The following is a 24,259-nucleotide window of genomic DNA, read 5'->3' as shown; positions in this document are numbered from 1 at the left end:
CAGTTATCCCGGTAGGCCCAGTAGCACCAGTAGGTCCAGTTATCCCGGTAGGTCCAGTAGTACCCGTAGGTCCAGTTATCCCGGTAGGTCCAGTTATCCCGGTAGGTCCAGTTATCCCGGTAGGTCCAGTTATCCCGGTAGGTCCAGTTATCCCGATAGGCCCAGTTATCCCGATAGGCCCAGTAGCACCAGTAGGTCCAGTTATCCCGATTAATCCCGTAGCGCCAGTAGGTCCTGTCGCTCCAGTAATTCCGGTAGGTCCCATAGGTCCTGGAGGTCCACCAGTAGGTCCTGTCACTCCAGTAATTCCGGTAGGCCCAGTAGGTCCTGAAGATCCAGTAGGTCCAGTTATTCCAGTAGGCCCTATTTGAGGCAAAGGAAAGGCACATGGAAAGGGTATGTGACAATTCTTTTTAAAGTCACTCATTTTTACACCTCTCTTATAAATTAACTAACCAATTGATACTATAACAACTTATGAGTAAACCGACACACAGGTGTAAGGAAGAAACCTATGAAAACCACAAAAGTTTTGAAGAGTAAGCCTTCATCTTTTGTTCTATAATATGTAGACTTATATTTTTACTCCGGAATTTTTTGGGAATGTATGTAGTAACTTTTCGGACAGTGATTTGTAAAACTGCATGAACGGATAGAGAAGGTCATACAAAGGGAAGTGCGATCATCCGAAAAACTAAACAAAAATTTCATTTTGTAGAAAAGAGGAATGGATATAAAAACCTATAACGATCTAGTTAATAAATGTGAGTATACCCTTAATAGAGGATGGACACCACGAGCTGTATATAGTTTTATGGAGGCGCATTCGGGTTGGAGACCTGACAGTATCACTTATACGCTTGATGAAGCGACTAAAAGAGCAGCTAGCCAAAGCTAACTGCTCATAAAATCCGAAACCAGCAGATGAAGGAAACTGTATTAAGTGATTGGAAGGAGAATAAAACTTCATTTACCGTAATTGAATTACAAATTAACAAATGATAAGAAAGCATCGATTCGAGTGCTTTTTATTTCGGTGGAGGATGAAGAATGATTATAGTCGCTTGTGTAGGGATAGTGGGCGAGGTATTGAACGAACTAAAGTAAGGTAAGCCTAAACACATTAGAGCAAGAAAGGTTTGCTAAAAGGGGTGAATTTAGATGAATAGAGATAATTTGGATTTATTTAGATAGATTATTAAAAGAAGATAATAAACCGATGGAATTGAAAGAAAAATATGAGATTCATGAACGGTATAAATATGCTATTGAGACGATAATGGAAATCTAACACGGAGAACATGGACAACATATCATACCCAGTCAAGATTATATGCATTTTTTTAGATCAGAATGTTATATAGCAGACACAATTCAAAATTATAAAGTAGTCATGGGTGGGAGAGTTGCAGGCAATTAATCATCAAATGAAAAAATCAGTAAAAGCGATATATTTTGCAACTACAAGAGAAGAATTAGAAAGGGTAAAAGCAGAAATTGGAGCAAGACTTAAACTACTTGAAGAACAATTAGTGGCACAAAAGTCGGTCAATCGAAAACGAATAAACCAAAGAGGGGCAATTTAATATGTCGGTCTTTTTTATTTTGTATTAATTACGGCTTAGGTAAAGAAATATCTTTTATAAATTCACACTGAATAGGGTTGTCTCATAATATATAAAGATTGTTGTATTATTTTTTTAGAACAGGATGTGAATGTATGGAAGATGTATATGCAAAAATCGACAGCCTAAAAGCAGAGCAAAAAGAAATCATGCGAGATATTCGTAACTTGGAAACTCGTACAACTATAAATGAAAAAGATATTTCTACAATCAATAAGCAATTAGAAAAAATCAGTCTGAATACCACATGGATTTTACGAATTGTTATTAGCGCAATAGTTATGGCAGTTCTAGGGTTAATAATAAAAGGTGGTATTTAGGTTGTTTGTATAAAAGTATTTGCTATAGAGGGACAAGCGTCTCTCTTTTTATTTTGAAATGAGGTGGCCAAAGTGGAAGAATGATAGGAAGTAAGAAGCGATGTTCAACAAGTTCTCAGTGTTATCAGCTTTGATGAGAAATATCATATTGGGCATTTAACAAAGCCTCTTAATCAGTTATGATTCTGATTCTTACAATGGTCTTAATTAGATTACAAAACGGAGTAATTGGAAAACAGGCGCGAATAGAGAGGGTAACTACAATTGAAGAGTTCAGAGGTAAGGGCTTTAATAGATAAATGTATTTATTTTATTCAAATCAAACTGAAGTTGAAGTAATGAACAGAGGTTTAGATAATTTTGTGGCAATTCCAATTAATGAAACAGTAGAAAAAATAAAATGGGACATGTCCAGATCCTCTTTTGTCAACATCTTCCCCCCCTTAAAAAGTGAGGGAGGAGTTTTTCTGTACAGTTTAAAAATAATTAAAAACAAGAGGATGGTTAATAAAGTGGAATTGTTGTAAAAATAGTAGGATATATACTTTGAGGTGTATATCCTATAGAGGGATGATATTGTATGGTTTCATAATAAGGTATAGCGGGATGTTGATAGTATGGCATATGCTGCATTGCATGATATACTGCATGCATTGTTGCTTGAGCTCCATGGGTTGTATAGACTCCGCCTATTGCCCTGTTTTTAATACAGTAAGGATTTATCATAATAATTCACCTCAGTTAATAATTAAATTGACATTTATATAATATGTCTAAAAACTAAACGCGGTCACATCAGGATTATGCAGATTTATAACGATAGTGAGATAAACCTAGTCATATCAAGTATTATCAATACAGGTATACTCTTTTGATAATATTGTTGTTTGACACATTATAAGGCTTTTGAATGTCTCATATACACTTATCAAAATTAAAAAACATCTTAACGTTGTTAAAATATGAGTATTCTCTAAACTAGAATCCTTTAAACGGGCCATTGAGCATTTTGGAGAATCTGAATTAGTATATAGGTTTTGGAACGATAAGTCCGGAAAAGGTAACTTGATTTCAAAGCATCCAGAATCCACTTAAAAAAGTAATAAAAAACACTCCTGAAAATTTTGTAATGCAGTTATAATTGGATAGCAATGGGTGCTACCCCATTATAAATAAGAAAGAGTCCTGGATGTTCAGGACTCTTCACTACTTTAATTACTATTATGTATATATTTTTCTATTTCTCTCATGATCCTCCGCTTTAGTAACAACCCCTTCACGCAATGATGATTGCATGAAGATTTTTTGCAAGTTTACTTATTTTTTTGTCTCATTGACCCAGTTAATAATGTCCTGAATGACGTACTCGGGAACATTTGCAGGGATTTCATACTCACTAGGAAGACTTAAATCACCATCTCCTTCTGTAAAGGCATGGTTCAATTTCGGATATGTTTTGAACTGAATATTCCCGCGGTTTGAGAGTCCTTCTTGCCATCTTGTAAATTCATCTTTTACTGTTACTTGATAATCGCGTGCTCCTTGCAGAATCAATAATGATTCTTTAAGTGTTTTTGCTTCCTCAACAGGACGCCAGCGAGCAACATCATACATGAAATGCGGGGATGGATAATTGTAACCGGCTGGTGGGTGGTCTGGATCAAAAGTAGGATCCTGGTAATAGGCGAATTGTCTTTTTAGTTCATTGATTACTTCCTTTGGTGCCCCGAGGTATTGATACTGATCAATGAGCACATCAGTTATAGGTCGTGCGGGTGGTGCTAGTAATATACTGCCTCGAACAAGTGAAGAAGGTGCTTTGCTCAGTATACGCGGCATCGCGCCACCTCCTTGGCTATGTCCGAGAATGAAAATGTTACTTGGGTCAACGCCTTCCTGCTGCGCTGCTGATTTTGCTGCGTATATGGCATCTTCTGTTGTATCTCGGTCTAAGGTAATAGGTTCTTCACTCATCTTTAATGTGTGTTCTAAGGAACGTTTTTCATAGCGTAAGACTGCAATTCCGTTAGATGAAAGGCCCGCTGCAAGGTCTCTAAACAATTTTGTCCCCATGTTTGTACTATCACGATCATTCATACCAGAACCATGAACAAGAACAACAACGGGCACCTTTTCACCAGGCTTATGTTTCGGAATCGTTAACGTGGCTGGTAAAGGGTATGTAGAATTTCCAATTACGATTTCTCGTTCTTGATAGGAGTCAGGTCGATCATAGATAGGATGCGGTATGGCATATGTTTTTTTAGGTGTCCTTTGCCCAACTTCATCTACTTTCCCGCCTGGTGTGAATTTAAGCAAAACTGGAATCGTAGTTCCTTCGAACTCTATTGGAATCTCAACTGTCTGATGAACCAAGTTACGTTCTTTTACTTCTGCTGTTCCTATGTTTTTAATCCCACCACCACTACTTTGTGTTCACCAATCTTGCAATTTTTGTGCAGTAAACTTCGATTGAAAAGCAGCGGATGTTAATTGCAGGGCTTCTGTATATTTACCATGCTGGAGATATTCAAAAAATAATGTTGTACGATCGGTTAAAGTGATTTGTTTCTTTTCTACAGATTGTTCCGCACGTGTATCCGCGTGAATAGGCGATGTAATTGGAAAAGATGAAACCCCTAAAGATAAGAGAAGGGTAATGGAAAGTGCTGATTTTTGTATGTTCCGTTTTTTTGTCATGTTTTAACCTCCAAAATGCGATAGTAAGAAATAGGGATGGTAATTAGTGGAATGGTTCCCTCTTGGAGTTTCGGTACATGTAAGGGGGAATCCTGCATAAATATCATAAAAAGCACGTTTGAAATAGTAGGGGATTATAGCAACGTATAGATACACGAACCCGCGATATACCATAGAAATCAATAGTTTTTCAGACAACTATTACAACCTCGTTATGATGTAGGGGAAGAAAAGCAATAAGAGATGGAGGAATAAGATGAAGAAATTTTTGTGGATGATTTCTACAATGTGTATCGCTTTAGGATTGGTAACAGGGTGTAGCAGCAAAGGTCACGTTTATACTCAAATAACATACGAGGATAAGGAGTTTGACCAGAAGATAGGAAGCGAAACAAAGGGAAATAATAATGAACAGGATAATTATGAAACCATATCCGTTCCTGTAAAAAAAGAAGAGTATACGGGTAAAATACAGCACCCAGAATTGATTGAGCAAACGGTGAGGCCAGTACCAGGGGAAAATAAGAAGCAATACAAGAACAAAATCGTTAAAGCGACGATATCATTTGGTGGGAACTATGGTTAGTTATGTTGATACATACGAGTCATGTGGTGTGAGTTTTTATTGTAATCGTGTAATAGTAGGGAAAGGTAGGTTGCTGGAAACCCGCTGATATAAAGGTATCCACAATCAATTACTTATATTCAGTTTACATAACATATCTTATCAGAAGTTGTGGAAATTAAAGCGAAGTCTGTCTCAAAATGAAAAGAATTCTTATCTTATTGAGACAGTTAAAAGAATTTCAAAGCTATGTTTTCAATTCTGTATTATAATTAAATTGGGCTCAACTTCTACATAAAACAAGAGTAATAAAGAACATTTTTGAAGTAAAAAGCAATAAAAGAAACCATCTCTTTCGATATTATAAACACCTCAGTTTCGAGTATAATACAGCCGATTTAGCCCTAAGGGCTTAACTTAGCTGTTTTGTCTTAAATTTATATAATTTTGAGTTTTTATGTTGTTTACACTCTATTAGTAAATGTACAATAAAAAAAGATATGTAAAAGCGGACAGAGCTGAAATCAAAAAATATTACTTACTGATGAAAAGTGAATAATGAATTCTGTTGATGAACATAAAAGAATGGAAAGAAGGGAGAAAAAACATACCTCAACAACTTCGCGCGAAATACCAATTTTACGAACAGTAAGTTATAATAAATAAAGAAGAACAAAAATAAAACGCCATCAGGCGTTCATATATCATAACGTAAGTATATGGCTTGTCTAACAACTTCTTTATTTTCTAAATCTAACGATACTAAAACATCGGGTAAAGTAATATCATCAAAGTTTTCATTGTAACATTGTAATCCGAATCGTATTAAAGATTTCTCTGCATTAGTGTAAGGTTTAATCAATTCTTCAATTTTATCTAAATCAACACCAGAATCAACACAACTCAATAATTCATCTTTATATGTAGCGGACCAAACCCAAGCTAATGACACACGGTAACGATCAGATGATTGTGCGCCCATTTTACTCATCAATTTAGCAAATAATTCACCGTGTAATGTAGATTTAAATTCTAATGTTTCTAACATACTTATCACTCCTGTTATTAATGATGTTATGTAGGCCATTTTCGAATAAATAAAACTTGATTTAACTTTATTATGTCATATAAACCAGCAACAATCTACAAGATTTTCTTAGCTTATTGCTCTTAAAACAACTTACCATAACTTTATTATGTCAATAAGTTTGTGTAAAAATTGAATTTAACGCGAACTTGTGTTCGTGTGTTTTTTCTGTTATAGTATATATGAGGTGATTTTTATGGATTACAGCAAGCAACGTCAAAAATCAGTACATCGTAAGAAATTATACGAGAATTTAAATGAAATGCCCTTTTACATAGAAGAATTTGTGGAGTATAAAGAATTGCATGATGCCTCTCCCTCCACCCTACTGAATTATGTATATGATTTTAGAGTCTTCTTTAATTGGTTATTATCTGAACAAATTATTGAATTTAAGCCCATTAAAGACATATCCTTCTCTGATTTGGAGAATTTAAAGAAAAAAGATGTTGAGAACTTTATGAGGTTTTTAAAACTACAACAAAATATGCAGAATTCCTCTGTTAACAGAAAAATTTCAGCCTTAAAGTCTTTATTTAAGTACCTTACCTCCCTATCAGAGAATGATGATGGAGAATGTTATTTTTATAGAAATGTAATGGCTAAAATTGAAATACATAAAGATAAGGAAACATTAAATGCCCGTGCAAAACGTATGAGATCTAAAATATTTCATAATAATGATGATCAAGAGTTTTTGAATTACATTAAGTACGAACATGAAAAGTCTTTAACAAAACATCAGTTGTTCTATTTCCTAAGAGATAAAGATCGTGATGTAGCTATTCTTTCCCTCTTTCTTGGTAGTGGTATTCGTGTAAGTGAATTGGCCGATCTTCGTATGGAAGATATAAACTTAAAAGAAAGATTAATTGATGTAATCCGAAAAGGAAACAAAGAAGATTCCGTATGGATTACCCCAATTGCATTGAATGATCTTGAAAAGTATATGGAAATTAGAGATAAGAAATATGCTCCAGGGAAGGAATTAAGAAATGTGTTTCTATCGAAGTATAAACATACTGCACAGCCTCTTTCGGTTAGGGCTATCCAAGATATAGTAGAAAAATATACTAAGGCTTATGGTAAAAAGATGTCTCCTCATAAATTAAGACATACACTGGCAAATAAATTATATATGGAGGAAAAAGACTCATTACAAGTGATGCAGCAACTTGGGCATACCAGCCAAGATACGGCCTTATTATACACACAGCTTGGAGAAACAACTATTAAAGATAGCTTAGGCAGAATAGGAAAAAATAAATAATAAAAGTTCAGCAATGCAAAATTGCTGAACTTTTATTATTTTCCCTGCTAGAGGTAGTAGTTTTAAATGTTATGTATTGTTCATTTCATCTTTAATTTTATTATATAAAAAATACATAGTTTAAATTCTAATCTAATTGGTATATAAAAACTCTCTCTTGTTAGATTAAATAAATGATAATTTTAGATTCCTACAATTGTTGTTTACGTTAAATGAGAATTTAACGAACACTTAGGTGGATGATGGGAGTAACCCCCTTCCCCCATCTGTACAAGGACATGAAACTCCAAACTATTTGAACAAGAAAGTTTAAACTTTCACTTTTAGATTATTGGTTGGGACATGAAACTCTAAACCTAAATTTTATAGATTTACAGAACTAACCCCATTTAATCTTGTGTAAGATGCTCCCATTCTTACCTAATGACTTATACCATCATTCTTGTTAATGCACTCATATAAATATAATGATTCAAATGGATTACGGGAATTACATTATCTTAAAGGAAAACTTTTCCCAACAATTCATATATGATTCAAAAGGTCTATGTAGTTTTGAAGTCCTTCAAAATGTTATCTCGAACCTTTCGACACATTGATTTTTAAAGAAATATAACTACATCAAAAGGCGTACCTTTTGATATGTGGAATTTAGAGTTTATTAAAATATTTTTATAGATTTATTCCTACACTGTATATTCTTTAACTAGTATAGGTAAAAAAATGAATCATTAAAGATTCAATTAATATGCTAAGTTAAAATGAGATGGGGGTGAAATTGTAAAAAAGGAAAGAAAGTAAAAAAACATAGAAAACGCTTTAGTGCGCAGTTCTGAAAAATATAGAAAGGAATGATATCAAATGACAAATATTCATAAGATTGGATTGCTTAGTTTCGTATGTACCTTTTTAATTTGGAATTTCTTTTCAGTATCATACGCTTTTGCTGTTTCGCAAGATAAAATAGAAAATAAAAATGCCTCAATAATGATGAAGCTATGAAACAAGCCACGAATAAAATAACTTCCTGGTCTGAAAATAGTCAAAGACGTAAAGGGACGATTGAGGTACCAGAGGGGACTTGGAAATCTCGATATTTGGTGGTGTAGCTTTAAAATTAACAACGAATATTTTTAGTAGAGAAGAACAAAATTAGGTTGCCCGCAGATGATTTTGTGAATATGCTGAGAAATAGTATAGGGAAAGGAATAGTGTATCAGAGGGAAGATGAAGAGACTGTTGTAGTTAAATCATGAGGGTGAGCATTTGGAATGTATTCAACTTAATCATTTATTAAAGTAAACTATATAATAGAAGAAGCTCGTCTTAAATGAAAAATGGAGAAATAATTAAGTCTAAATTTATGGTTCTGGTGCAAAGATTTTAGCCATTCCGAATAGTTGATGAATAAACTTTATTTTATTTTGGACAGACTTGTCCCGTAAAATAAGTTGGCCTTTTTTAATGATATGCATCACTTCTATTCCTGAAAGAATAGATTTAGCTGTACGAAAAGATTTCAATCCTAACATTGAAAGAACTCTCTTTTTAATAAAACGATGATCTTACTCTACAATGTTATTAAGGTATTTTACCTGCCTTATTTGGATGCCTACAGGCATCTTTTACTCCTTCTTCAACTCTTCACTCGCTATAGGATAGGCCGAATTTTTATCTACTGTAATCAAACAGGGCTTTGAAACATGAAAAGACTGCAAAGCTTTCTTGAAAAAACGCTTTGCAGTCCTATGATCTCTTGTTTTACTTAAATGAAAATTAATTGTATTTCCTTTTGAATCAACAGCACGGTATAGGTACGTCCATCGGCCTTTGACTTTCACATACGTCTCATCGACTCGCCAAGAATCATTGCTTGACTTAAGATGACGTCGTACTCGCTTATCTAATTCGGGACCATATTGATGAACTCATGGCATGATAGTTGTATGAGCAAGGGATAGCCCGCGTTCTTCTTCATATATTTGCATCAGAATCATTATACATTTAGACACAAATTAACCGGTTCTCTGTACGTTAAGGAACCGGTTAATAGTATTACTGATTAATAGTAAAGAAATCGCTCCTTAAATGTTTGCCGTAAATATAAGAAACTGCAACGTATTTACCTGGGCCATAAGCGTCAGTGATTTGCGTTTGGAATACCGCAATTTGCTTATTTGCGCTGTAATCAAATTCATTTGTCCAGTTGATTGTTTTAATACGAGCTAATTGTCCATCATCTAGTACACGGAAAATTTTCACTTGGTCATTTGCAGTTAAAGAGCTAGACCAGTCTGTAACAACTGTGAAGATATTTCCAGTTTTGTATCTAGACATAATATGTTTTTTGTATTCAGCAGGCATTGGTTGAATGTACTCATACAAAATATGTGTATTTATAATACCCCAGTCATCTTGTGTTACAGCTGCTTTTTGTACTGATGTAACTGCTGCCGCTGGTTTTGCATCAAATGCTCCAACTGCTGTTACACTACCTAATGCTAATGTTCCAATTAGTACTAATTTTCCTAACTTCATTATTATTCCCCCTAGTTATTTTCATAATTAACAATTGTTAAAAACTTAATATAATAATATAACGAATTGAATATTATTTTAAATATATTACAAAAAAATAAATTAGTTACTTTTTTTATAATATAAATAAGGTTGTATTAAATTTTGTAAAATTTGTATAGATAAAAGTTATCAGCAACAGAGCTAGTTGCTGATACTTTTATTTAAACTACATTTATTGATATAATAATTAGTTGGAATTAAAATCTGTAGCCTTCGTTTCATCAATTCTTTGTTGAATTTCTTTTAAGGCTTCTGCATAATTTTGTTTGCCTGCTATTTCTTTTATCTTTTTTTTATTTTTCTCTGATAGCTTATTATTGTATATAACAATCATTTTTTCATCCTGAATAATATTTCCATAATCATCAAATTCAATATGCGTATTTGAGCTGGCAGTTATATCAAATCCAGGATTTAATTTTTCAGGGATAAAGGTAGTGTCTGGAACTCCGTTATCTTGTTTTAAATACACAAAGTAATGTTTATTCTGACTTTCACGTTCATTTTTTACTTCTACTCTATCATCATTTGTACCAGATACGCTTTTTTCTTCAGTAATATTCTTTGCACCATCATTCAGAAGAAGATATCCACCAAAAGATAGAATACCCAAAATTATAAAGCAACTTAATAAAACTATTTGTTTTTTCTGTAACAAATATATCCCCTCTTTACTATATTTAACTTACTTTCCTAGTAACGTTAACTTGGTAATTTTGCGTTCTTTTGCAATCAATAAAATGCTCATTAATAAAATATCACAAATTGCCAAACCTAAACTAATCTTAAATAATAACCATCTATTATTAGAAAGGAAAAAACAAACCATAAAGGAAAACTGCCAAAATACCAATAAAGCGAGATAAACAACATTATGCTTTTCAAAAAAACTGTATCCAAAAACCCATTGTAATGCGAGTACTTGTTTAAACATTTCTAAATAATATATAGCAGAAAAGAAAAGTAACACAGCAGAGAGCACTAAAAATAATGTACAACTAATTATAGTTAATTGAAGTTTTTCTGTATCATTTGATATCTTTTGCTCTACAAGGGAATATGCAATAGATACAGGACTCCAAATATTATCAAAATTATACTTTTCAATTGTTTCTTTTGTTTTCTTAAAAGGAAACTCATTAGCTACATTCTTTGTATAGTAACCATAACCCATGGCAATTGAACTAGATGTATACATTGGCTCAAACTCATGCGTCAAAATCACCACTATTGGATCGATAATTTGATGATTCGTATCTACAGCCATTTGAGTAGTAAATGTAAAATAAGATTGTTCATTTTTTACATATAGTATCTTTATTTGTACTGAGTTAGGATTTTCATGATTTAGCATCATGGAATAATCTTTTTTTACTGTTGTTTTTATATCTTCTTGATATTCTTCATATCTTTTAGGCACTAAAACTGTTATTTCAGATTTATTAGGTTTTGGTAACTGTACCTTATTATAATCAATTCCATATATAGGATTTAGCGATAAATAATTTTTATTGATAACGATTTGTTTTCCTTCTATCCCCCAAGGATTGGGATTTAATTCATTATCCTTTTGATTGAAATAATAATAGGACGGAGCAATGTATATGGCTCCCTGATCCTCTAATTCTTTATATAAATTCTTGAATCGATTCAAGTTATCTTCATTTTTGATATCGAATCTATCTCCAGCCCCTACTTCCATTCCTAGTGATGCATAATCTTTCATCAATTTCCATTTTTCTTGTTGTGTTATTGTTCTTTTTAATTCACTAAAAGTGCTAATTCCTTGTTGCAGTGCAAGAATTAAGAATACAGCTAATATAAATCGAATCCCGAGATTAGAATAAAAAAATAGTTTTATTGGTTTTTTATTCTTAATCATTTGAGATATATGTATGTTTTTACTACCAAGCCAAGTGATGATTATAATTATAAGTATGATTAAGAATAATAGAGAGATGTTTTTTATCCAAAAACTTAGAAAAGGTACTATTTGCTGATATTGATTGTAGTAATGAAGATATATTAATAAACTCATGCTAGCCAGAAGGAATGAACCTAAAATGACATTTACATACCTCCTAAGTAAATATAACCCGATTTGTAAAAAACTATCTCCGTGCATATATTGAATGGCAATAGCCTTGTAATTGTTCATAACGTCATAAGACATAGCCAATAATAATAATAAACACAAAACAAAACTTGTTGTATAGATCATGGTCTGATACGGATACTCTGTAAAAACAGATATTGATTCTTTCTTTGTTATTTTTATTGAAAATCCATTATTCTCGGCCATTTGTTTAAATAGCTTAATATTTTCTGAATTGTTTAAATTATATGTGCCTCTAATATCTTTAATTGATGCTGCTGCAATCATTGGCCGAATTTCTATTGGATTAAAATTATGAAAAATCTCTATCTGACCAATTTGATTTTTATTATTAGTTTGTATAGTAGAAAGGAATGTATCAGGATTACTATTTGAATTCAAGAATTTCCCTGTTTTTAATTTTAGCTGCTTAAAATATTGATTGTAATCATACAATGCTACGTAATACACGATTTTTTCTTGTTTATTTGTTGCAATTTCGTGCGAAGTCCTTTGCAGATTAACCTTAGCTTGCATTGCAATTTTTGATAAAATTTCAAAATTTTCAATTTTATCCTTTTGAGGATTTCCTTCTTTTATTTCTAAATCAAAATTTTCCTGAGAATAGTTAACATCATAATTAAAAGCTTGAAACTCCAAGTATTCAAATTGTTTAATTGATAAAAAACTCACAATTGTAAAAGTAATAAAACTAAGAACAAATATTAATTTTTTCATAATAAAACCTTTCTCTTATAATTGAATGATTCTTGAAAACAGATGAGATAAAGATGTATCATGAGTTACTACAATAATTGTTTTTCCTTGCTGATGTAACTTTTGAAAAAGTGAAGTAATAATATCACGATTCTCACTATCCAATGAGCCAGTTGGTTCATCTGCTAAAATGAGCGTTGGGTTTTTAAGTAGTAGTCTAGCGATTGCGACACGCTGCTGTTCCCCTCCACTTAAAGTATGAACCTTCTCTTCACCATAGTTTGTAAGATCCACTTCCTTTAGTACTGAGCACATTGCATCTTTTTTCTGCTTTTTATTCAGTTTTTTATGTTTAATAGCAATTTCTAGATTACTATTTACGGACTCGTTATCTACTAATGCATAGTTTTGAAATATAAATCCTATATCATATCTTAATAAGTCTCTTTTTGTCTTCTTGGAATTTGTTTCCCTGCCTAATACTTTAATTTCGCCAGCATCTGGACTTTCTAACATACCAATAATATTTAAAAGTGTTGTCTTCCCTTTACCACTTTTTCCGTATATCCCAATAAATTCTCCTGTTTTTACTTCTAAATTAAAATTTTTAAAAAGCATTTTATTGTTAAAACTCTTATCCATATTCTTTATATAAATCATATAAATCCCACCTTAAAAAACATTTTAAGGGGATTTATATTTTATATAAATCCCCACAATATCAATATATTTAATTAATAAACATATTTTTGGTAAGTTACAGCATATGGCCCAGTAAAAGCTAAATGTAAAGCCGCTTTATAACCAGCTGGTGCAACTGCACTCTTATAAGGACGGCCATTTTTTGTGATTCCAGCGGCATGTGTTAAACCAGAATGATAATATATAGCGAAATGCTCCATTTTATTTTGATCAAAACCAGTATCAAAGCTTTCTGCAGCAGAAGCTGCAATAGGTACTAGTGCTCCAATCCCCAACATAGCTGAAAGTGCTAAAGTAATTGCTTTCTTTTTCATTTTTAATCCCGCCTTAAAAATTTTGTTTTTTATTATATCAGAAAAAATATTCCAATTTACAAATTATGAAAGGTGCGCATCTTTCAAATCAATCTTAATCTAAATGGTATATTCTAACAATACATTAATTAAAATATGCAGAATTACATATTTTAATTAATGTACCGCTTTTCACCATAAATACTATATAAAAAAGCTAGTTCCTCTAATAAGAACTAGCTTTTCCTCTACATTTATTATAACTTTGGGTACACTAATTTACTTTTCTATAATCTATCTTTAAAATAGCATTACCTGCTAATTCTAAGTATTCAACTGTGATTTTATGTACACCCGCAGTCATCGGTACTGTAACTTTTCGAATCTCACCCCCACTAGGAATCCAAGAATCGATTACTCGTTTATCATCAACATATACTCTTACACCATCATCAGCCTTGGCTTCAAATTCGTAATTTCCATTCTCAAATAGACCTAATTTTGTAAAACGAGCAGAAAAATTATCATTAGGAATGCTTGGGTATGGAGAAGCGTTACCCCAGTTAAAATCAATATTAATAAATCTATCTAATGACCATTTTCCTCCTTTTACTATGGCATCACCCTTTAAATCCTTATTGGCATAATATTCTGCTGTCCAATGTGGGAATGGAACAGCATCAGCATATGGCTCCATACCAAATTCTACTTTACTTCCGCCACCTTCTTCTAAATATTGTACTTCAATAAGGTGAACATCTTTTTCTGCAGACTTTCCAAGGATTGTTGCACCTGTATTGTCATCAATAATTACCTTTCGAGCATCTTCTACAAATCCACCACTTCCATGCCAACGATCTATAACAATTTTGCCATCAATATAAACTCGAAGACCATCATCAGCTTTTCCACGAATAATATATTCACCTCTAGGTAGACGCTTTACCGTGGTATAGCGCGCAGAAAAATTATCCTTAGGTACTTTCAAAGTTGGAGCGCCTTCGCCATTATCTTCTGCAAGTTTTTGCTGCTGCCCAAATGGTGCAATTACTTTAGCATCTACAGGAAGCCCTTGTAAATTCTTATTTGGATAATAATAAGCCAACCAATGATCAAATGGAACTACATCAGAGAATATGCCTGCATTTCCTGTTAATTCATGAAAATCTGTATCTATTTTATGCTCCCCTGCTGCTAACTTTGGCAGTAGCGCACGTTTGATTTGTCCAATTGAATCGTTATTCCATCCATCAATAATATTCTTGTCATCAAAATTTACTTTAACATAATCATCGGCAAGAGTTTGCATAAAATAATCCCCTGCTTCTAAATGTTGTGATTGATCAAATTTAGCCGAAAATTCATCATTCTTTTGTCCTTCTGGTGCACCTAAACCCCAATTATAATGAACTTGGCTAGTTTTTTCTTTGTAAACATTATTACTAGATGAAATATCAGCACCTGGAATAACAGCATAAAAATTATCAATATCCGGAGTCCAAACAAGATAATGATCTTGCGGAGTAGAAACCCATTCATCATGTACAATTGCTGAACGATGCCAAACTCTTTCTGCAGGATCAAAAATCTCTTCATATCCTACACCTGTTACAGCATGATTTTTATAAATAGGGTGGGTTTGAGTTGTAATAATAGCTGGTCTATTTTTATCTATCTCTTTCTTATATTCTTCAAAGACGGCTGGGTTTGCAGGTTTGTTCTTATATTCTTTGATAGAAACAGAATATTTACCTGTTTTCTCCCAATATTCTTTCGCACCAGCGATACCATTATTTCCAAATGTATTGCCCTCAGCATCTGTTTTCATTAATTTAGGTAAGGTATCAATAATATAAGTTTCATAATCTGCTTGGTTATTTTTCAAACGTGGAAATCCATTATTTAACCAATAAGTTGTAACATTTGCATAAGCTGTAGGTAAACATCCATGTGTCCAGTCGTAGTCTGGCACGTTCGGTATATACTTATGATTATAATATGGAGCATTTGCGGAGCGAGTTAACCCATTAACTTTATTTATATTCCCGCTATTAGAAGTAGTGTTCTTTGCATTCGTAAATATATTTATTTCTTCTAATTTTTTCTTTGATACTGATTTTTTAGTATTCAAATCTATAAAAGAATCTTCTGTATTCGATTTTTGCAAATACGAAATTGGACCTACATAAATACTATTTTCTCTATCTACTTCTTTGTATGGATTTGCACCTTTTCTTGTGGATTCTATTACACCTGGAAGTTTTTCTTTTCCACTCACAATTATAAACCCGTTGTCCTGATTTTCTTTTTGTAAAACAAATAGATACGCAGTTAATTTTTTATTTTCATCATATAATTTTCGATCTAATACTAGCGTACTTTCCTTCCAATCTGTATTAGAATTATTTTGAATAATATTAAAATAATTTTTCGCTTGCTGCGTTGCTTTCTCTACGGGGACAGTGTTTACATCCCCATTCTCTTCAGCACTAACACTTGTTGTAGCAAGGAAGAGTAAAAATAAAAAGGTTAAAACAGTATAACTTTTCTTAGATACTTTACACATACTAAAACTCCTTTTCTATATGTTTTGCAATTCTCGAATATGATATAACAATATTTAGAAAAAGTGAAATAATTTTTCTATATAAAAATTTACATATTAAAAGAATTGCATTATAAATATATAGACAAATAAAAAAGGGGGTCCATGTATATGTGGAAAAAAGCATCACTTATTTTGTGTTTATTATTCTCGTTTTATTTATCCGATGGTGGCTTTGTATCTGCTCAAACAATACCATCAAATGAAATGACTTCAAGCTTCTCTTATATTTTAAAGAGAAATGCCTTAATCATGGCATATGCTGCTGAAGAGGCTAAAGAAGAAGGCACTTATCCTTGGAGTGTTGGATTGGCATTTGCCGAAAAAGTAAAGCCTGGTGGTGAATGGGATTATAAAACAAAATTCGGAAGAAAAAAACAGTTCATTTACAATGGCTACTTGATGAAAGGTGAAGACTTAGGAAATATTCACTTTGGTTATGTAGCAAGAGCTGGAACAATACCAATTGAACTATTAGCTGATATTGAAGGAGCTTACCAAATGTGGTATAGCGAGGAATTAAAAGGATGGGCTGATAATTATTTTGATCAAGAAAATGATGAAGCAGGTAGAGCATATGGGGTTATTTTATGGGATAACAAATTGCTTCCGAATCCCCAAGATCCACCTCCTCCACCGGTGAAGCCTTTTAATCCTACTGCAGAGAAACAAAAATTTAATGCTTTGACTGTTCAAGAAAAAACTAAAATTAAAGCAGATATACAACGTATATCTAAAGAATTATCAAAATAAACATATAAAATTTTGAAAATGTAAACTGGCCTCATAAATAGGGGTCAGTTTTTTATATTCCTTAAATATGCAATTATACATATTTAAGGAATATAAATTGCTATAATATACCATTCATTCTAGAATATTATAAGATTATGAATTAAGGAGATTCGATATGAAACCAATTATTAAAGGATTAAGTATGAGTGTTTTAGCAATAAGTTTTTTACTTCCTTCTAACGTCAGTCTTGCAGATGAAAATATTACTCCTAGTCAAACAGAAAACACAGGCGCTTCGCTAGATGCAACATTTTTAGAGACAGATGAGGGGAAAAAAATAATTGAAATTGGAAAAGAAAAAGCAGAAAAAGCCTGGGAACAAGAAAAGAAAAAACAAAAAATGAATAGACTACGACAACCAAATGAAAAGTACTATTTAAATGCTACACATTTTGAGCAAAGCGATTGGTATTATTGTGGACCAGCATCAGGACAGGAAGTTTTAAGTTTTCATAAAAGAGATAGTGGCTCTGATTTCACTTTGCCAACGCAAAATCATCTCGCTTCTGTGATGGGTACAACCTCAGCTGGTACTAACTCTGCTAACTTAGCATGGGGATTAAACTTATATAAACAAGATTATGATTTTGCTGATAGTCCTTATGGAGCTTCAACTCCAAGCAGCATCAAAGAATTAGAAGTATTTATTAAATCTAAACTATCGCAACGGACTAACATGCCTATTGTCTTAACAAATACACAATATATGTGGCGCTATAAGGATGCTGAGAAAAATTACAGACATTATGTTGCAATAAATGGATATGATGGAGCAGATGGAACAATGCACGTAGTAGACCCTAATCATAAAAAAGATAAAAATGGTTATAATTTAGGAGGGGAATATTGGGAAAAGATTGGCGATTACAATATGACTGGATATGGTGTAGGAAAAGCAGTTCAAAGTGCTGCTGGTGCTAACCCGACATTAGTATGGTAAGAAGTATCAAAATAATTCCAGTTCTCTTTTTATGTTGGGGAGTCTTAGTTTCCTGCAATCAAACTGCCCCTACTCAATCAACAGCAAATAAACAAGATAAAAGTAACACCTATTCTGAATTAAAAATAAACTATGAGACATTTTATATGCCTTCTAATTCTAAAAATAAATTATATCTACCTGTTGATGATAAGAGTATGTCAGGAATGCCTAATAAGCTTATTGCTTATAACCTTTCTAACAAAAAAGAAGAAACTGTCTTTCATTCTCAAATAAAAGATGCAAATGTTCAAGGTGTTCAGGCTAATGAAAAATGGTTATTATGGATTGATACAGACTCTTTTGGGACAAATTCTGTTCTCTATGTAAAAAATTTAATTAATAATCAACAATCTAACATCTATACAACAAAAAAAATACTAGATCCATTTCTTTATGATCATTATGTATCTTGGATGGATATTGATGATGAGAATGGTATCGGAACTATAGTACTTTATGATTTAGAAACTAATACAAAAAAACAAATAGCTACATTAGAATCCTATAATACTTATAGTACAACTATTCATATGAATAATAATCAATTAGTTTATTCAAATTCTAATGGAGAACAAACAACTGTATACACTTATAATCTTAAAAACGAGCAAGTTAATACTTATGAAATTCCACAAAAATATATAATGAAGCCTAGGATTGTTGGAAATAAAATTTTCTATACTAGTTTTTCTTCTCCAGAAAAACAATTGCCAGAGTCATATTATATTTTAGATATGGAGTCAAAAAATGTAGTGCCGTTTTTAAAAGACGATATTACTGGAGAACAATCAAATAGTATTGGATTAGTAAGCGCATCAAAAGATTATATGATTTTTCAAACAACAGATCAAAAGATTTTTGCGTATCATATAAATAATAATGAGTATAAAAAAACAAAATTAGAAATATCTAATATGTTTAAAGTGCGCATGTCAGAAAACAGGGATGTTACTGTTATATGTGATAATCCAAACGCATCTAAAAAAAGTGATTTGCAATTTATTAAATTGATTCCCTATAATGAATTGAAAAAGAAATTTCAAAATGAAAAGTTACAATATTTTAATTACTAAAAAATTGTGTGTATAAAAAAGCTATTTCTTTGAAATAGCTTTTTTATTTCCTTAAATGGCACCGTTTCTTTGAAAAAAAGGAGTATATAGAAATGATTAAAAAAAGTATTTTAACAGGAGTTATAGGATTACTTTGTATTAGCTGTTTGTTTTGGTTTATGTACCCTTCACCTTACCTAGAAGAATTAAATCAACAAGAACAAAAATTATATAATCAATTTCACAAAAAAAAAGATATCTATATATTAAAAGATAAAGATCCAAAAACTATCGTTAGATTGTTTTTATATTCTATTCATCAAGAGCATTACGAAACCACTTATCACTTTTATACAACTCTTCATGATGAAGAAGATAAGAAAATGTTTTTAAAAAATGCAAGTGCTCAAAAAGAAATTTTATTTGCTTTTAAATTTGCAAATAAATCTATAGAAACTGGAAAATACTATGCGCGTATAAAACTACCGTCTTTTTTTAATAATAAATATTTTGAAATGACTCAAAAAGATGGTATATGGTTAATTAATGAGCCCCCCATTAATATACGTTAACTTATTTGTACACTTTCGTTTCGGTTCTGGTGCAAATACTTAGGAAAGATATAAAGAGGCGAAAAGTTTCCTTAGTGGAATCTAGTCTTAAGAAGCAATTCCAAATAGTTGATGGATGAACTTCACTTGATTTTGGACAGACTTGTCCAATAAAACAAGTTGCCCTTTTTTTACCATATGCATAGCTTCTATTCCAGAAATAATGGATGTTGCTGTGCGAAAGGATTTCAATCCTAACATCGAACGAACTCGTTTTTAATAAACCGATGATCTTGTTCTACTATGTTATTTAAATATTTTATCCTTCGGATTTTGGTGCCTATTGGTATCCTTTTTTCTTTCTTCAACTGTTCGATAGCAATTGGATAAGCAGGGTTCTTATCAACCGTGATGATACGAGGTTTTGAGACATGAAAAGACCGCAAGGCTTTCTTGAGGAATCGCTTTGCAGCCTTATGATTTCTAGATTTACTCAAATAAAAGTCAATCGTGTTTCCTTCAGAATCAACGGCACGATATAAATACATCCATTGTCCTTTTACTTTTATATATGTTTCGTCCACTCTCCATGAGTTATTCGTTTGTTTGAGATGACGTCGAATTCGTTTATCAAACTCTGGCTCATATTGATGTACCCATCGCATAATAGTTGTATGAGCCAGGAATAACCCTCGTTCCTCCATCATTTCCACCAAATCACGAAAGCTTAAGTTGTACCGTAGGTACCAACGTACAGTTAACAAGATGATGTCTGGTTGATAATGTTTCCACTTAAATAAATTCTCCTTTTCCATACTGGTCACACACCTTTTATAGAGTAGTACTATTAGTATTTCCAAGTTTGATAGATTATTTTCATATACTTCAAAGTTTTTGTACCAGAACCGTTAAATCAATATTTTGAATGTATACTAATGGCTAAAAGTTTACATTGGAGTTTTGAATCATTTTATAACTAATTTTGTAATAAATTTCTTAATATAGATATACTTGTTAATTATGGTTATAATATTAAAAATTAACAAAAAAAAAATAAATTATAATAAAAATATGATGGTTATTCCCTTTGTTTACTCCTTGTGCTAAAGATAAGATTGTGTTCCCGATCTTATCTTTTTTCTTTGTAGATTTTTGATACAAAAAAAGAATCCTTATAACAAGGATTCTGCAACAGGAAATAACAAAATATAAAAGATTGTAGCTCTGGTGCACAAGATAATTGAGATAGAAGAGAATTTACATTATATATTTGTAAGAGATATTTTGCGTATTGAGTATTCTGAATAAACTTTTCATACATAAATTAAAACTCCATAATAATAATCTTTTTTTATATCTCTTTACAGAAAAATATATAAATTTAGTTCTTATTATAATGGTAATCCTTTGGCTACTCTATTTTGATATTCTTTAAGGGGTAGTGTAATAGATTTATTTGGTGCATCTATTGGAGTTGCTTTAACATATATCTCAGAATAATGACCACCTTCACCGCTAAACTCAGATTGAATATCTACTACTGGTATTTGTATATTTTTATTATCTGGTTGTACATAAGATTCAAAGTTTAAATATGATGGTGTTGGTTTTGAACCATTCGTAAGTAAAGAATACACTTTTGAATTGTAAAAATTAGGACGTGATTCCTGCCACGTCCATCCATATCCATTTTGATCATAGTAGGATAGTTTCGGAACATGAACTTTTGATTTCGTTTTAAATGTTCCTGAGAAATTAGCGGCTTTCACTATACCAAAATATGTTGTGGTATAACCAGCCTTACAAATTACAGGCTGTGATTTAAATATAATTTGTTCTTCATGAGTAGATGTGTTAGAACTTGTATGAGTATAATTAAATTCAGATGAAAGTGTGATCTCTTGACCGCCTTCAGCAACAAAAGGAATTTTAACTGCTAACGTTGATTTTGAAGATACCCCTAATTTAGCCCCTTCTTGGTTTGAATAGGTAAAAGACTCTGTTGTTTTGATACTTTTTTCAGGAGAATACCATGTTTGGTCTACTAATCCATCATTTTTGTATGATAGTAGTTCTATTTGTTGTGTAGGTCCCCAACTATCAAAATGTGCTGTTATATCTAAGTTATTAACATCAGTATGATATTCGGGCTTAGATACATATTTAGTTGCAGTATTTGGATTAGCTGCAGTACCTTCTTGAGTCATTCTATCTTTTATATCTTGTATAAACTTATCTTCATTATAAACATTATCACTCTTTGTATTAACATTTAATATTGTACTTTTTGTAGCATCTGCAAAAGAAGTAGTAGGCATACTTACTACTCCTATACTTAACATACATGCGAATGGCATCATTACAGCCATTTTTTTATATGATTTCATCAATATTCCACCTCTCTTAATAGATTTAGCATTATGCTATTAATATATCCAATTGGCAGAAAATACTCAACATTCCATTTAATTAGTCGCTATCGGATAAAATTAACTAGTTTTTTACGTTTTATTAGATATATGCATCTAGAAATATGTTAATTTTTTTTGTTAATGTCATATTTAAGATAAAAAGATATATAGAAATTAAGAAATCTACTGTTAATTGTCATAAATTCTACAATGTTTTTAAATGTGTTTATCTTTCTGGCGTACCGCCAGCATTTCGGAAAAAAACCACGTTAAGCCAAAAATACAATAAGCTGTCCATATGGACAGCTTATTTACATAATTATCGAAAACGGAAGTAAATAATTCAAATATATTTCTCGATAGTTTAACATCTTCTTTTCAATTACAATTTATGTTAATTTGGTGATAAACTATAATTTTATTAAACAAAATAAGGGGAATTAAAATATGAACCTATTTGCTTACATAGTTGGTATATTTTTAATTATTATTGGTGGTTATAATATTTATAAAAGTCTTTGTTTCAGATTTTCCAAATATGGTACAACTATAAAAACAATGGTTATACCATTTTGGGTTATTCAACTTGGGGGATCTTTACTACTTATAAGTTTAGGAATGTTTCTAATAATGATTTAAAAAAAGCTAATTTTATATAAATTAGCTTTTTTAGTTTATGTAAAATTCAAAAGTGAAAATCAATGTATACCGTATTCACGTGAGGTTAACATAACATCTCATTATCGGTAGCAGGACTCGAAGCATTACGTTGGACAATTGAAGAAAAAGAGAAATTAACAAAAGCTGATTTATTACAAATATATAGTAAAAGATGGTTAAGGAAACATGGATTATCCACACCTTTACAAAGGTTTTGGAGATGAAATATAAATTTAATGTTGCAAGATCTATATGAGGTCTCGATACCCAAATGACATAAATCCTATATTAGGGGTCGCTATATTTTATGAGATAATACTTTCAAAATTTTAAGAGAACAGGAGTCAATTTTGACTCCTGTTCTCTTTTGTTAATTATTAAGAAGACACTATTTTTACATAGCAATTGTGGAAATAGCTTGCTTGTAGACTAGTTGTTGTTTACTCTGAACCATCATAAGAACGGTAAATTTATCCGTTGCAAGGATCTGCCCACGCACTGGAACGCCATTCTTTAAAAATACAGTAACTTCCCCTTTTTTCTCTTTCAATTGTTCATACATATCTTCTTGTAAATTAAACATGAAATGCGCCCCCTGGTTTGTTTGGATTTACTTTTCTTCTAATACCTGCTGCTTTTCACTGTTGGATATTTGTGATTCCCATTCGCTTTCTATTTTTCTAAACCATTTTCCTATTTTGCTTAGATAATATCTTTTTACTTCACCATTAGGAATCCAAATTTCACGTTCCTGTATTTGATTCATCACTTCATGAAGAATCTCATCATGTTCATACTTTCTAGGTTTTCTATAATGTGTTTTTACAAACTGTGTATATTCTCTACGTAACCAATTAGAAATATGTTGTCTTTGCTTGAGATGTGACCATTTTTTATTTGTTTGAAGGATTTTTCCATTTACTTTTATGTGGTTTTTCATCGACACTCCTCCCCTTTTACTAGCAAAACGAATATATAACTATCGTATCACATTTAAATTGAAATACTGCTCTAGGTACATATTTCGCAAGAAATCTATCCAAAACACACAATACAGTTTCCATTAAGGGGTCACCATATCAAAAAAAGAAAATTGTACGTTAAGGAAGCTTTTTACATGAAAAAGATTATTCTTTTTATAATATTTTTCTTTATCATAACTAGAAATTATTTATCAATATCTATCTAGGAAGAAATTTGGAGGTATTTGTAAAAAGAAAAAGAATGTTTATAATTGCTAGATAAAAAA

General features: G+C 31.7%; 20 protein-coding genes and 4 pseudogenes. 8 read left to right on the top strand and 16 right to left on the bottom strand.

From position 1 onward, the window contains the following. A pseudogene (locus tag MR155_RS26475) lies at window positions 1-427 on the bottom strand (BclA C-terminal domain-containing protein); the annotation flags it as partial. A gap of 979 nt (window positions 428-1,406) precedes the next feature. Here MR155_RS26475 and MR155_RS32090 point away from each other — a divergent pair. Further along, a complete protein-coding gene (locus MR155_RS32090) occupies window positions 1,407-1,586 on the top strand; it encodes a glutathione S-transferase family protein (protein ID WP_308281799.1) in 180 nt (59 codons plus the stop codon). A gap of 134 nt (window positions 1,587-1,720) precedes the next feature. Further along, entirely contained in the window at window positions 1,721-1,945 is a 225-nt protein-coding gene (locus MR155_RS26465; RefSeq protein WP_016093737.1) for a hemolysin XhlA family protein, read from the top strand. A 504-nt stretch (window positions 1,946-2,449) separates the two neighbouring features. On the opposite strand, the gene MR155_RS26460 is transcribed toward MR155_RS26465, so the two are convergent. Together MR155_RS26460 and MR155_RS26455 are read right to left on the bottom strand one after the other, a co-directional pair. Continuing rightward, a complete protein-coding gene (locus MR155_RS26460; protein ID WP_242311553.1) occupies window positions 2,450-2,671 on the bottom strand; it encodes a hypothetical protein in 222 nt (73 codons plus the stop codon). Window positions 2,672-3,262: 591 nt separating this feature from the next. Then, window positions 3,263-4,645: pseudogene (locus tag MR155_RS26455) on the bottom strand (alpha/beta hydrolase). Between the two features lie 256 nt (window positions 4,646-4,901). Here MR155_RS26455 and MR155_RS26450 point away from each other — a divergent pair. After that, on the top strand, window positions 4,902-5,231 hold the full coding sequence (locus MR155_RS26450; RefSeq protein ID WP_242311552.1) for a hypothetical protein: 330 nt from the start codon (window positions 4,902-4,904) through the stop codon (window positions 5,229-5,231). A 676-nt stretch (window positions 5,232-5,907) separates the two neighbouring features. Here the strand turns inward: MR155_RS26450 and MR155_RS26445 are convergent. Beyond that, a complete protein-coding gene (locus MR155_RS26445) occupies window positions 5,908-6,297 on the bottom strand; it encodes a hypothetical protein (protein WP_242311550.1) in 390 nt (129 codons plus the stop codon). A gap of 196 nt (window positions 6,298-6,493) precedes the next feature. Between MR155_RS26445 and xerS the strand changes: the two genes are divergently transcribed. Continuing rightward, a complete protein-coding gene (gene xerS / locus MR155_RS26440; RefSeq protein ID WP_242311548.1) occupies window positions 6,494-7,567 on the top strand; it encodes a tyrosine recombinase XerS in 1,074 nt (357 codons plus the stop codon). Window positions 7,568-8,439: 872 nt separating this feature from the next. Here the strand turns inward: xerS and MR155_RS26435 are convergent. From MR155_RS26435 to MR155_RS26400, 8 genes and pseudogenes are all read right to left on the bottom strand, one after another. Continuing rightward, entirely contained in the window at window positions 8,440-8,613 is a 174-nt protein-coding gene (locus MR155_RS26435) for a hypothetical protein (protein WP_172805485.1), read from the bottom strand. Between the two features lie 315 nt (window positions 8,614-8,928). Then, window positions 8,929-9,540, bottom strand: a pseudogene (locus tag MR155_RS26430) (IS6 family transposase); the annotation flags it as partial. Window positions 9,541-9,622: 82 nt separating this feature from the next. Continuing rightward, a complete protein-coding gene (locus MR155_RS26425; RefSeq protein WP_242311546.1) occupies window positions 9,623-10,105 on the bottom strand; it encodes a DUF5065 family protein in 483 nt (160 codons plus the stop codon). Between the two features lie 229 nt (window positions 10,106-10,334). After that, window positions 10,335-10,805 (bottom strand): hypothetical protein, encoded by a 471-nt coding sequence (locus MR155_RS26420; RefSeq protein ID WP_242311544.1) that lies wholly within the window; start codon window positions 10,803-10,805, stop codon window positions 10,335-10,337. 27 nt (window positions 10,806-10,832) lie between these two features. After that, entirely contained in the window at window positions 10,833-12,980 is a 2,148-nt protein-coding gene (locus tag MR155_RS26415; protein ID WP_242311543.1) for a DUF1430 domain-containing protein, read from the bottom strand. 15 nt (window positions 12,981-12,995) lie between these two features. Continuing rightward, window positions 12,996-13,619 carry a putative bacteriocin export ABC transporter gene (locus MR155_RS26410; protein ID WP_242311542.1) on the bottom strand — a complete coding sequence of 208 codons (624 nt, stop codon included), beginning with the start codon at window positions 13,617-13,619 and terminating at the stop codon, window positions 12,996-12,998. A gap of 74 nt (window positions 13,620-13,693) precedes the next feature. After that, complete coding sequence (locus tag MR155_RS26405) at window positions 13,694-13,975, bottom strand: hypothetical protein (RefSeq protein WP_242311541.1); 282 nt, start codon at window positions 13,973-13,975, stop codon at window positions 13,694-13,696. Between the two features lie 253 nt (window positions 13,976-14,228). Continuing rightward, window positions 14,229-16,520 carry a PA14 domain-containing protein gene (locus MR155_RS26400; RefSeq protein WP_242311540.1) on the bottom strand — a complete coding sequence of 764 codons (2,292 nt, stop codon included), beginning with the start codon at window positions 16,518-16,520 and terminating at the stop codon, window positions 14,229-14,231. Window positions 16,521-16,670: 150 nt separating this feature from the next. On the opposite strand from MR155_RS26400, the gene MR155_RS26395 reads away from it, so the two are divergent. From MR155_RS26395 to MR155_RS26380, 4 genes are all read left to right on the top strand, one after another. Continuing rightward, window positions 16,671-17,312, top strand: a complete 642-nt coding sequence (locus MR155_RS26395; protein WP_242311539.1) for a polymorphic toxin type 44 domain-containing protein — start codon at window positions 16,671-16,673, stop codon at window positions 17,310-17,312. Window positions 17,313-17,469: 157 nt separating this feature from the next. Continuing rightward, window positions 17,470-18,294, top strand: coding sequence for a C39 family peptidase (locus MR155_RS26390; RefSeq protein ID WP_242311538.1), 825 nt, complete (start codon window positions 17,470-17,472; stop codon window positions 18,292-18,294). After that, the gene (locus tag MR155_RS26385; protein ID WP_242311537.1) at window positions 18,288-19,409 is read left to right on the top strand and encodes a hypothetical protein; all 1,122 of its coding nucleotides are present in this window, start codon (window positions 18,288-18,290) and stop codon (window positions 19,407-19,409) included. Before MR155_RS26390 ends, MR155_RS26385 begins: the two co-directional genes overlap by 7 nt. A 92-nt stretch (window positions 19,410-19,501) precedes the next feature. Next, window positions 19,502-19,960, top strand: coding sequence for a hypothetical protein (locus tag MR155_RS26380; protein ID WP_242311535.1), 459 nt, complete (start codon window positions 19,502-19,504; stop codon window positions 19,958-19,960). A gap of 87 nt (window positions 19,961-20,047) precedes the next feature. Here MR155_RS26380 and MR155_RS26375 read toward each other — a convergent pair. The 4 genes and pseudogenes from MR155_RS26375 to MR155_RS26360 all read right to left on the bottom strand — a co-directional run bounded on the left by MR155_RS26375 (window position 20,048) and on the right by MR155_RS26360 (window position 23,950). Next, window positions 20,048-20,754 (bottom strand): annotated as a pseudogene (locus MR155_RS26375) (IS6 family transposase). Window positions 20,755-21,330: 576 nt separating this feature from the next. Beyond that, window positions 21,331-22,326: an ETX/MTX2 family pore-forming toxin gene (locus tag MR155_RS26370; protein WP_242311534.1), complete on the bottom strand. Its 996-nt coding sequence runs from the start codon at window positions 22,324-22,326 to the stop codon at window positions 21,331-21,333. A gap of 1,078 nt (window positions 22,327-23,404) precedes the next feature. Next, window positions 23,405-23,593 carry an RNA chaperone Hfq gene (gene hfq / locus MR155_RS26365; RefSeq protein ID WP_113937249.1) on the bottom strand — a complete coding sequence of 63 codons (189 nt, stop codon included), beginning with the start codon at window positions 23,591-23,593 and terminating at the stop codon, window positions 23,405-23,407. 27 nt (window positions 23,594-23,620) lie between these two features. Next, window positions 23,621-23,950: a transposase gene (locus tag MR155_RS26360; protein ID WP_242311533.1), complete on the bottom strand. Its 330-nt coding sequence runs from the start codon at window positions 23,948-23,950 to the stop codon at window positions 23,621-23,623. Window positions 23,951-24,259: the final 309 nt, after the last annotated feature.

Source organism: Bacillus cereus group sp. BfR-BA-01331 (assembly GCF_022663915.1).
GTDB classification, from domain to species: domain Bacteria; phylum Bacillota; class Bacilli; order Bacillales; family Bacillaceae_G; genus Bacillus_A; species Bacillus_A mycoides.
This window is presented reverse-complemented; position numbering and strand designations above follow the sequence as displayed.

What these genes read in the sequence shown, in the direction of transcription:
- MR155_RS26465 (WP_016093737.1), top strand. Translation starts at nt 1,721, where the DNA reads ATGGAAGATGTATATGCAAAAATCGACAGCCTAAAAGCAGAGCAAAAA.
- MR155_RS26460 (WP_242311553.1), bottom strand. Translation starts at nt 2,671, where the DNA reads ATGATAAATCCTTACTGTATTAAAAACAGGGCAATAGGCGGAGTCTAT.
- MR155_RS26450 (WP_242311552.1), top strand. Translation starts at nt 4,902, where the DNA reads ATGAAGAAATTTTTGTGGATGATTTCTACAATGTGTATCGCTTTAGGA.
- MR155_RS26445 (WP_242311550.1), bottom strand. Translation starts at nt 6,297, where the DNA reads ATGGCCTACATAACATCATTAATAACAGGAGTGATAAGTATGTTAGAA.
- xerS (WP_242311548.1), top strand. Translation starts at nt 6,494, where the DNA reads ATGGATTACAGCAAGCAACGTCAAAAATCAGTACATCGTAAGAAATTA.
- MR155_RS26425 (WP_242311546.1), bottom strand. Translation starts at nt 10,105, where the DNA reads ATGAAGTTAGGAAAATTAGTACTAATTGGAACATTAGCATTAGGTAGT.
- MR155_RS26415 (WP_242311543.1), bottom strand. Translation starts at nt 12,980, where the DNA reads ATGAAAAAATTAATATTTGTTCTTAGTTTTATTACTTTTACAATTGTG.
- MR155_RS26410 (WP_242311542.1), bottom strand. Translation starts at nt 13,619, where the DNA reads ATGATTTATATAAAGAATATGGATAAGAGTTTTAACAATAAAATGCTT.
- MR155_RS26405 (WP_242311541.1), bottom strand. Translation starts at nt 13,975, where the DNA reads ATGAAAAAGAAAGCAATTACTTTAGCACTTTCAGCTATGTTGGGGATT.
- MR155_RS26400 (WP_242311540.1), bottom strand. Translation starts at nt 16,520, where the DNA reads ATGTGTAAAGTATCTAAGAAAAGTTATACTGTTTTAACCTTTTTATTT.
- MR155_RS26395 (WP_242311539.1), top strand. Translation starts at nt 16,671, where the DNA reads ATGTGGAAAAAAGCATCACTTATTTTGTGTTTATTATTCTCGTTTTAT.
- MR155_RS26390 (WP_242311538.1), top strand. Translation starts at nt 17,470, where the DNA reads ATGAAACCAATTATTAAAGGATTAAGTATGAGTGTTTTAGCAATAAGT.
- MR155_RS26385 (WP_242311537.1), top strand. Translation starts at nt 18,288, where the DNA reads ATGGTAAGAAGTATCAAAATAATTCCAGTTCTCTTTTTATGTTGGGGA.
- MR155_RS26380 (WP_242311535.1), top strand. Translation starts at nt 19,502, where the DNA reads ATGATTAAAAAAAGTATTTTAACAGGAGTTATAGGATTACTTTGTATT.
- MR155_RS26370 (WP_242311534.1), bottom strand. Translation starts at nt 22,326, where the DNA reads ATGAAATCATATAAAAAAATGGCTGTAATGATGCCATTCGCATGTATG.
- hfq (WP_113937249.1), bottom strand. Translation starts at nt 23,593, where the DNA reads ATGTTTAATTTACAAGAAGATATGTATGAACAATTGAAAGAGAAAAAA.
- MR155_RS26360 (WP_242311533.1), bottom strand. Translation starts at nt 23,950, where the DNA reads ATGAAAAACCACATAAAAGTAAATGGAAAAATCCTTCAAACAAATAAA.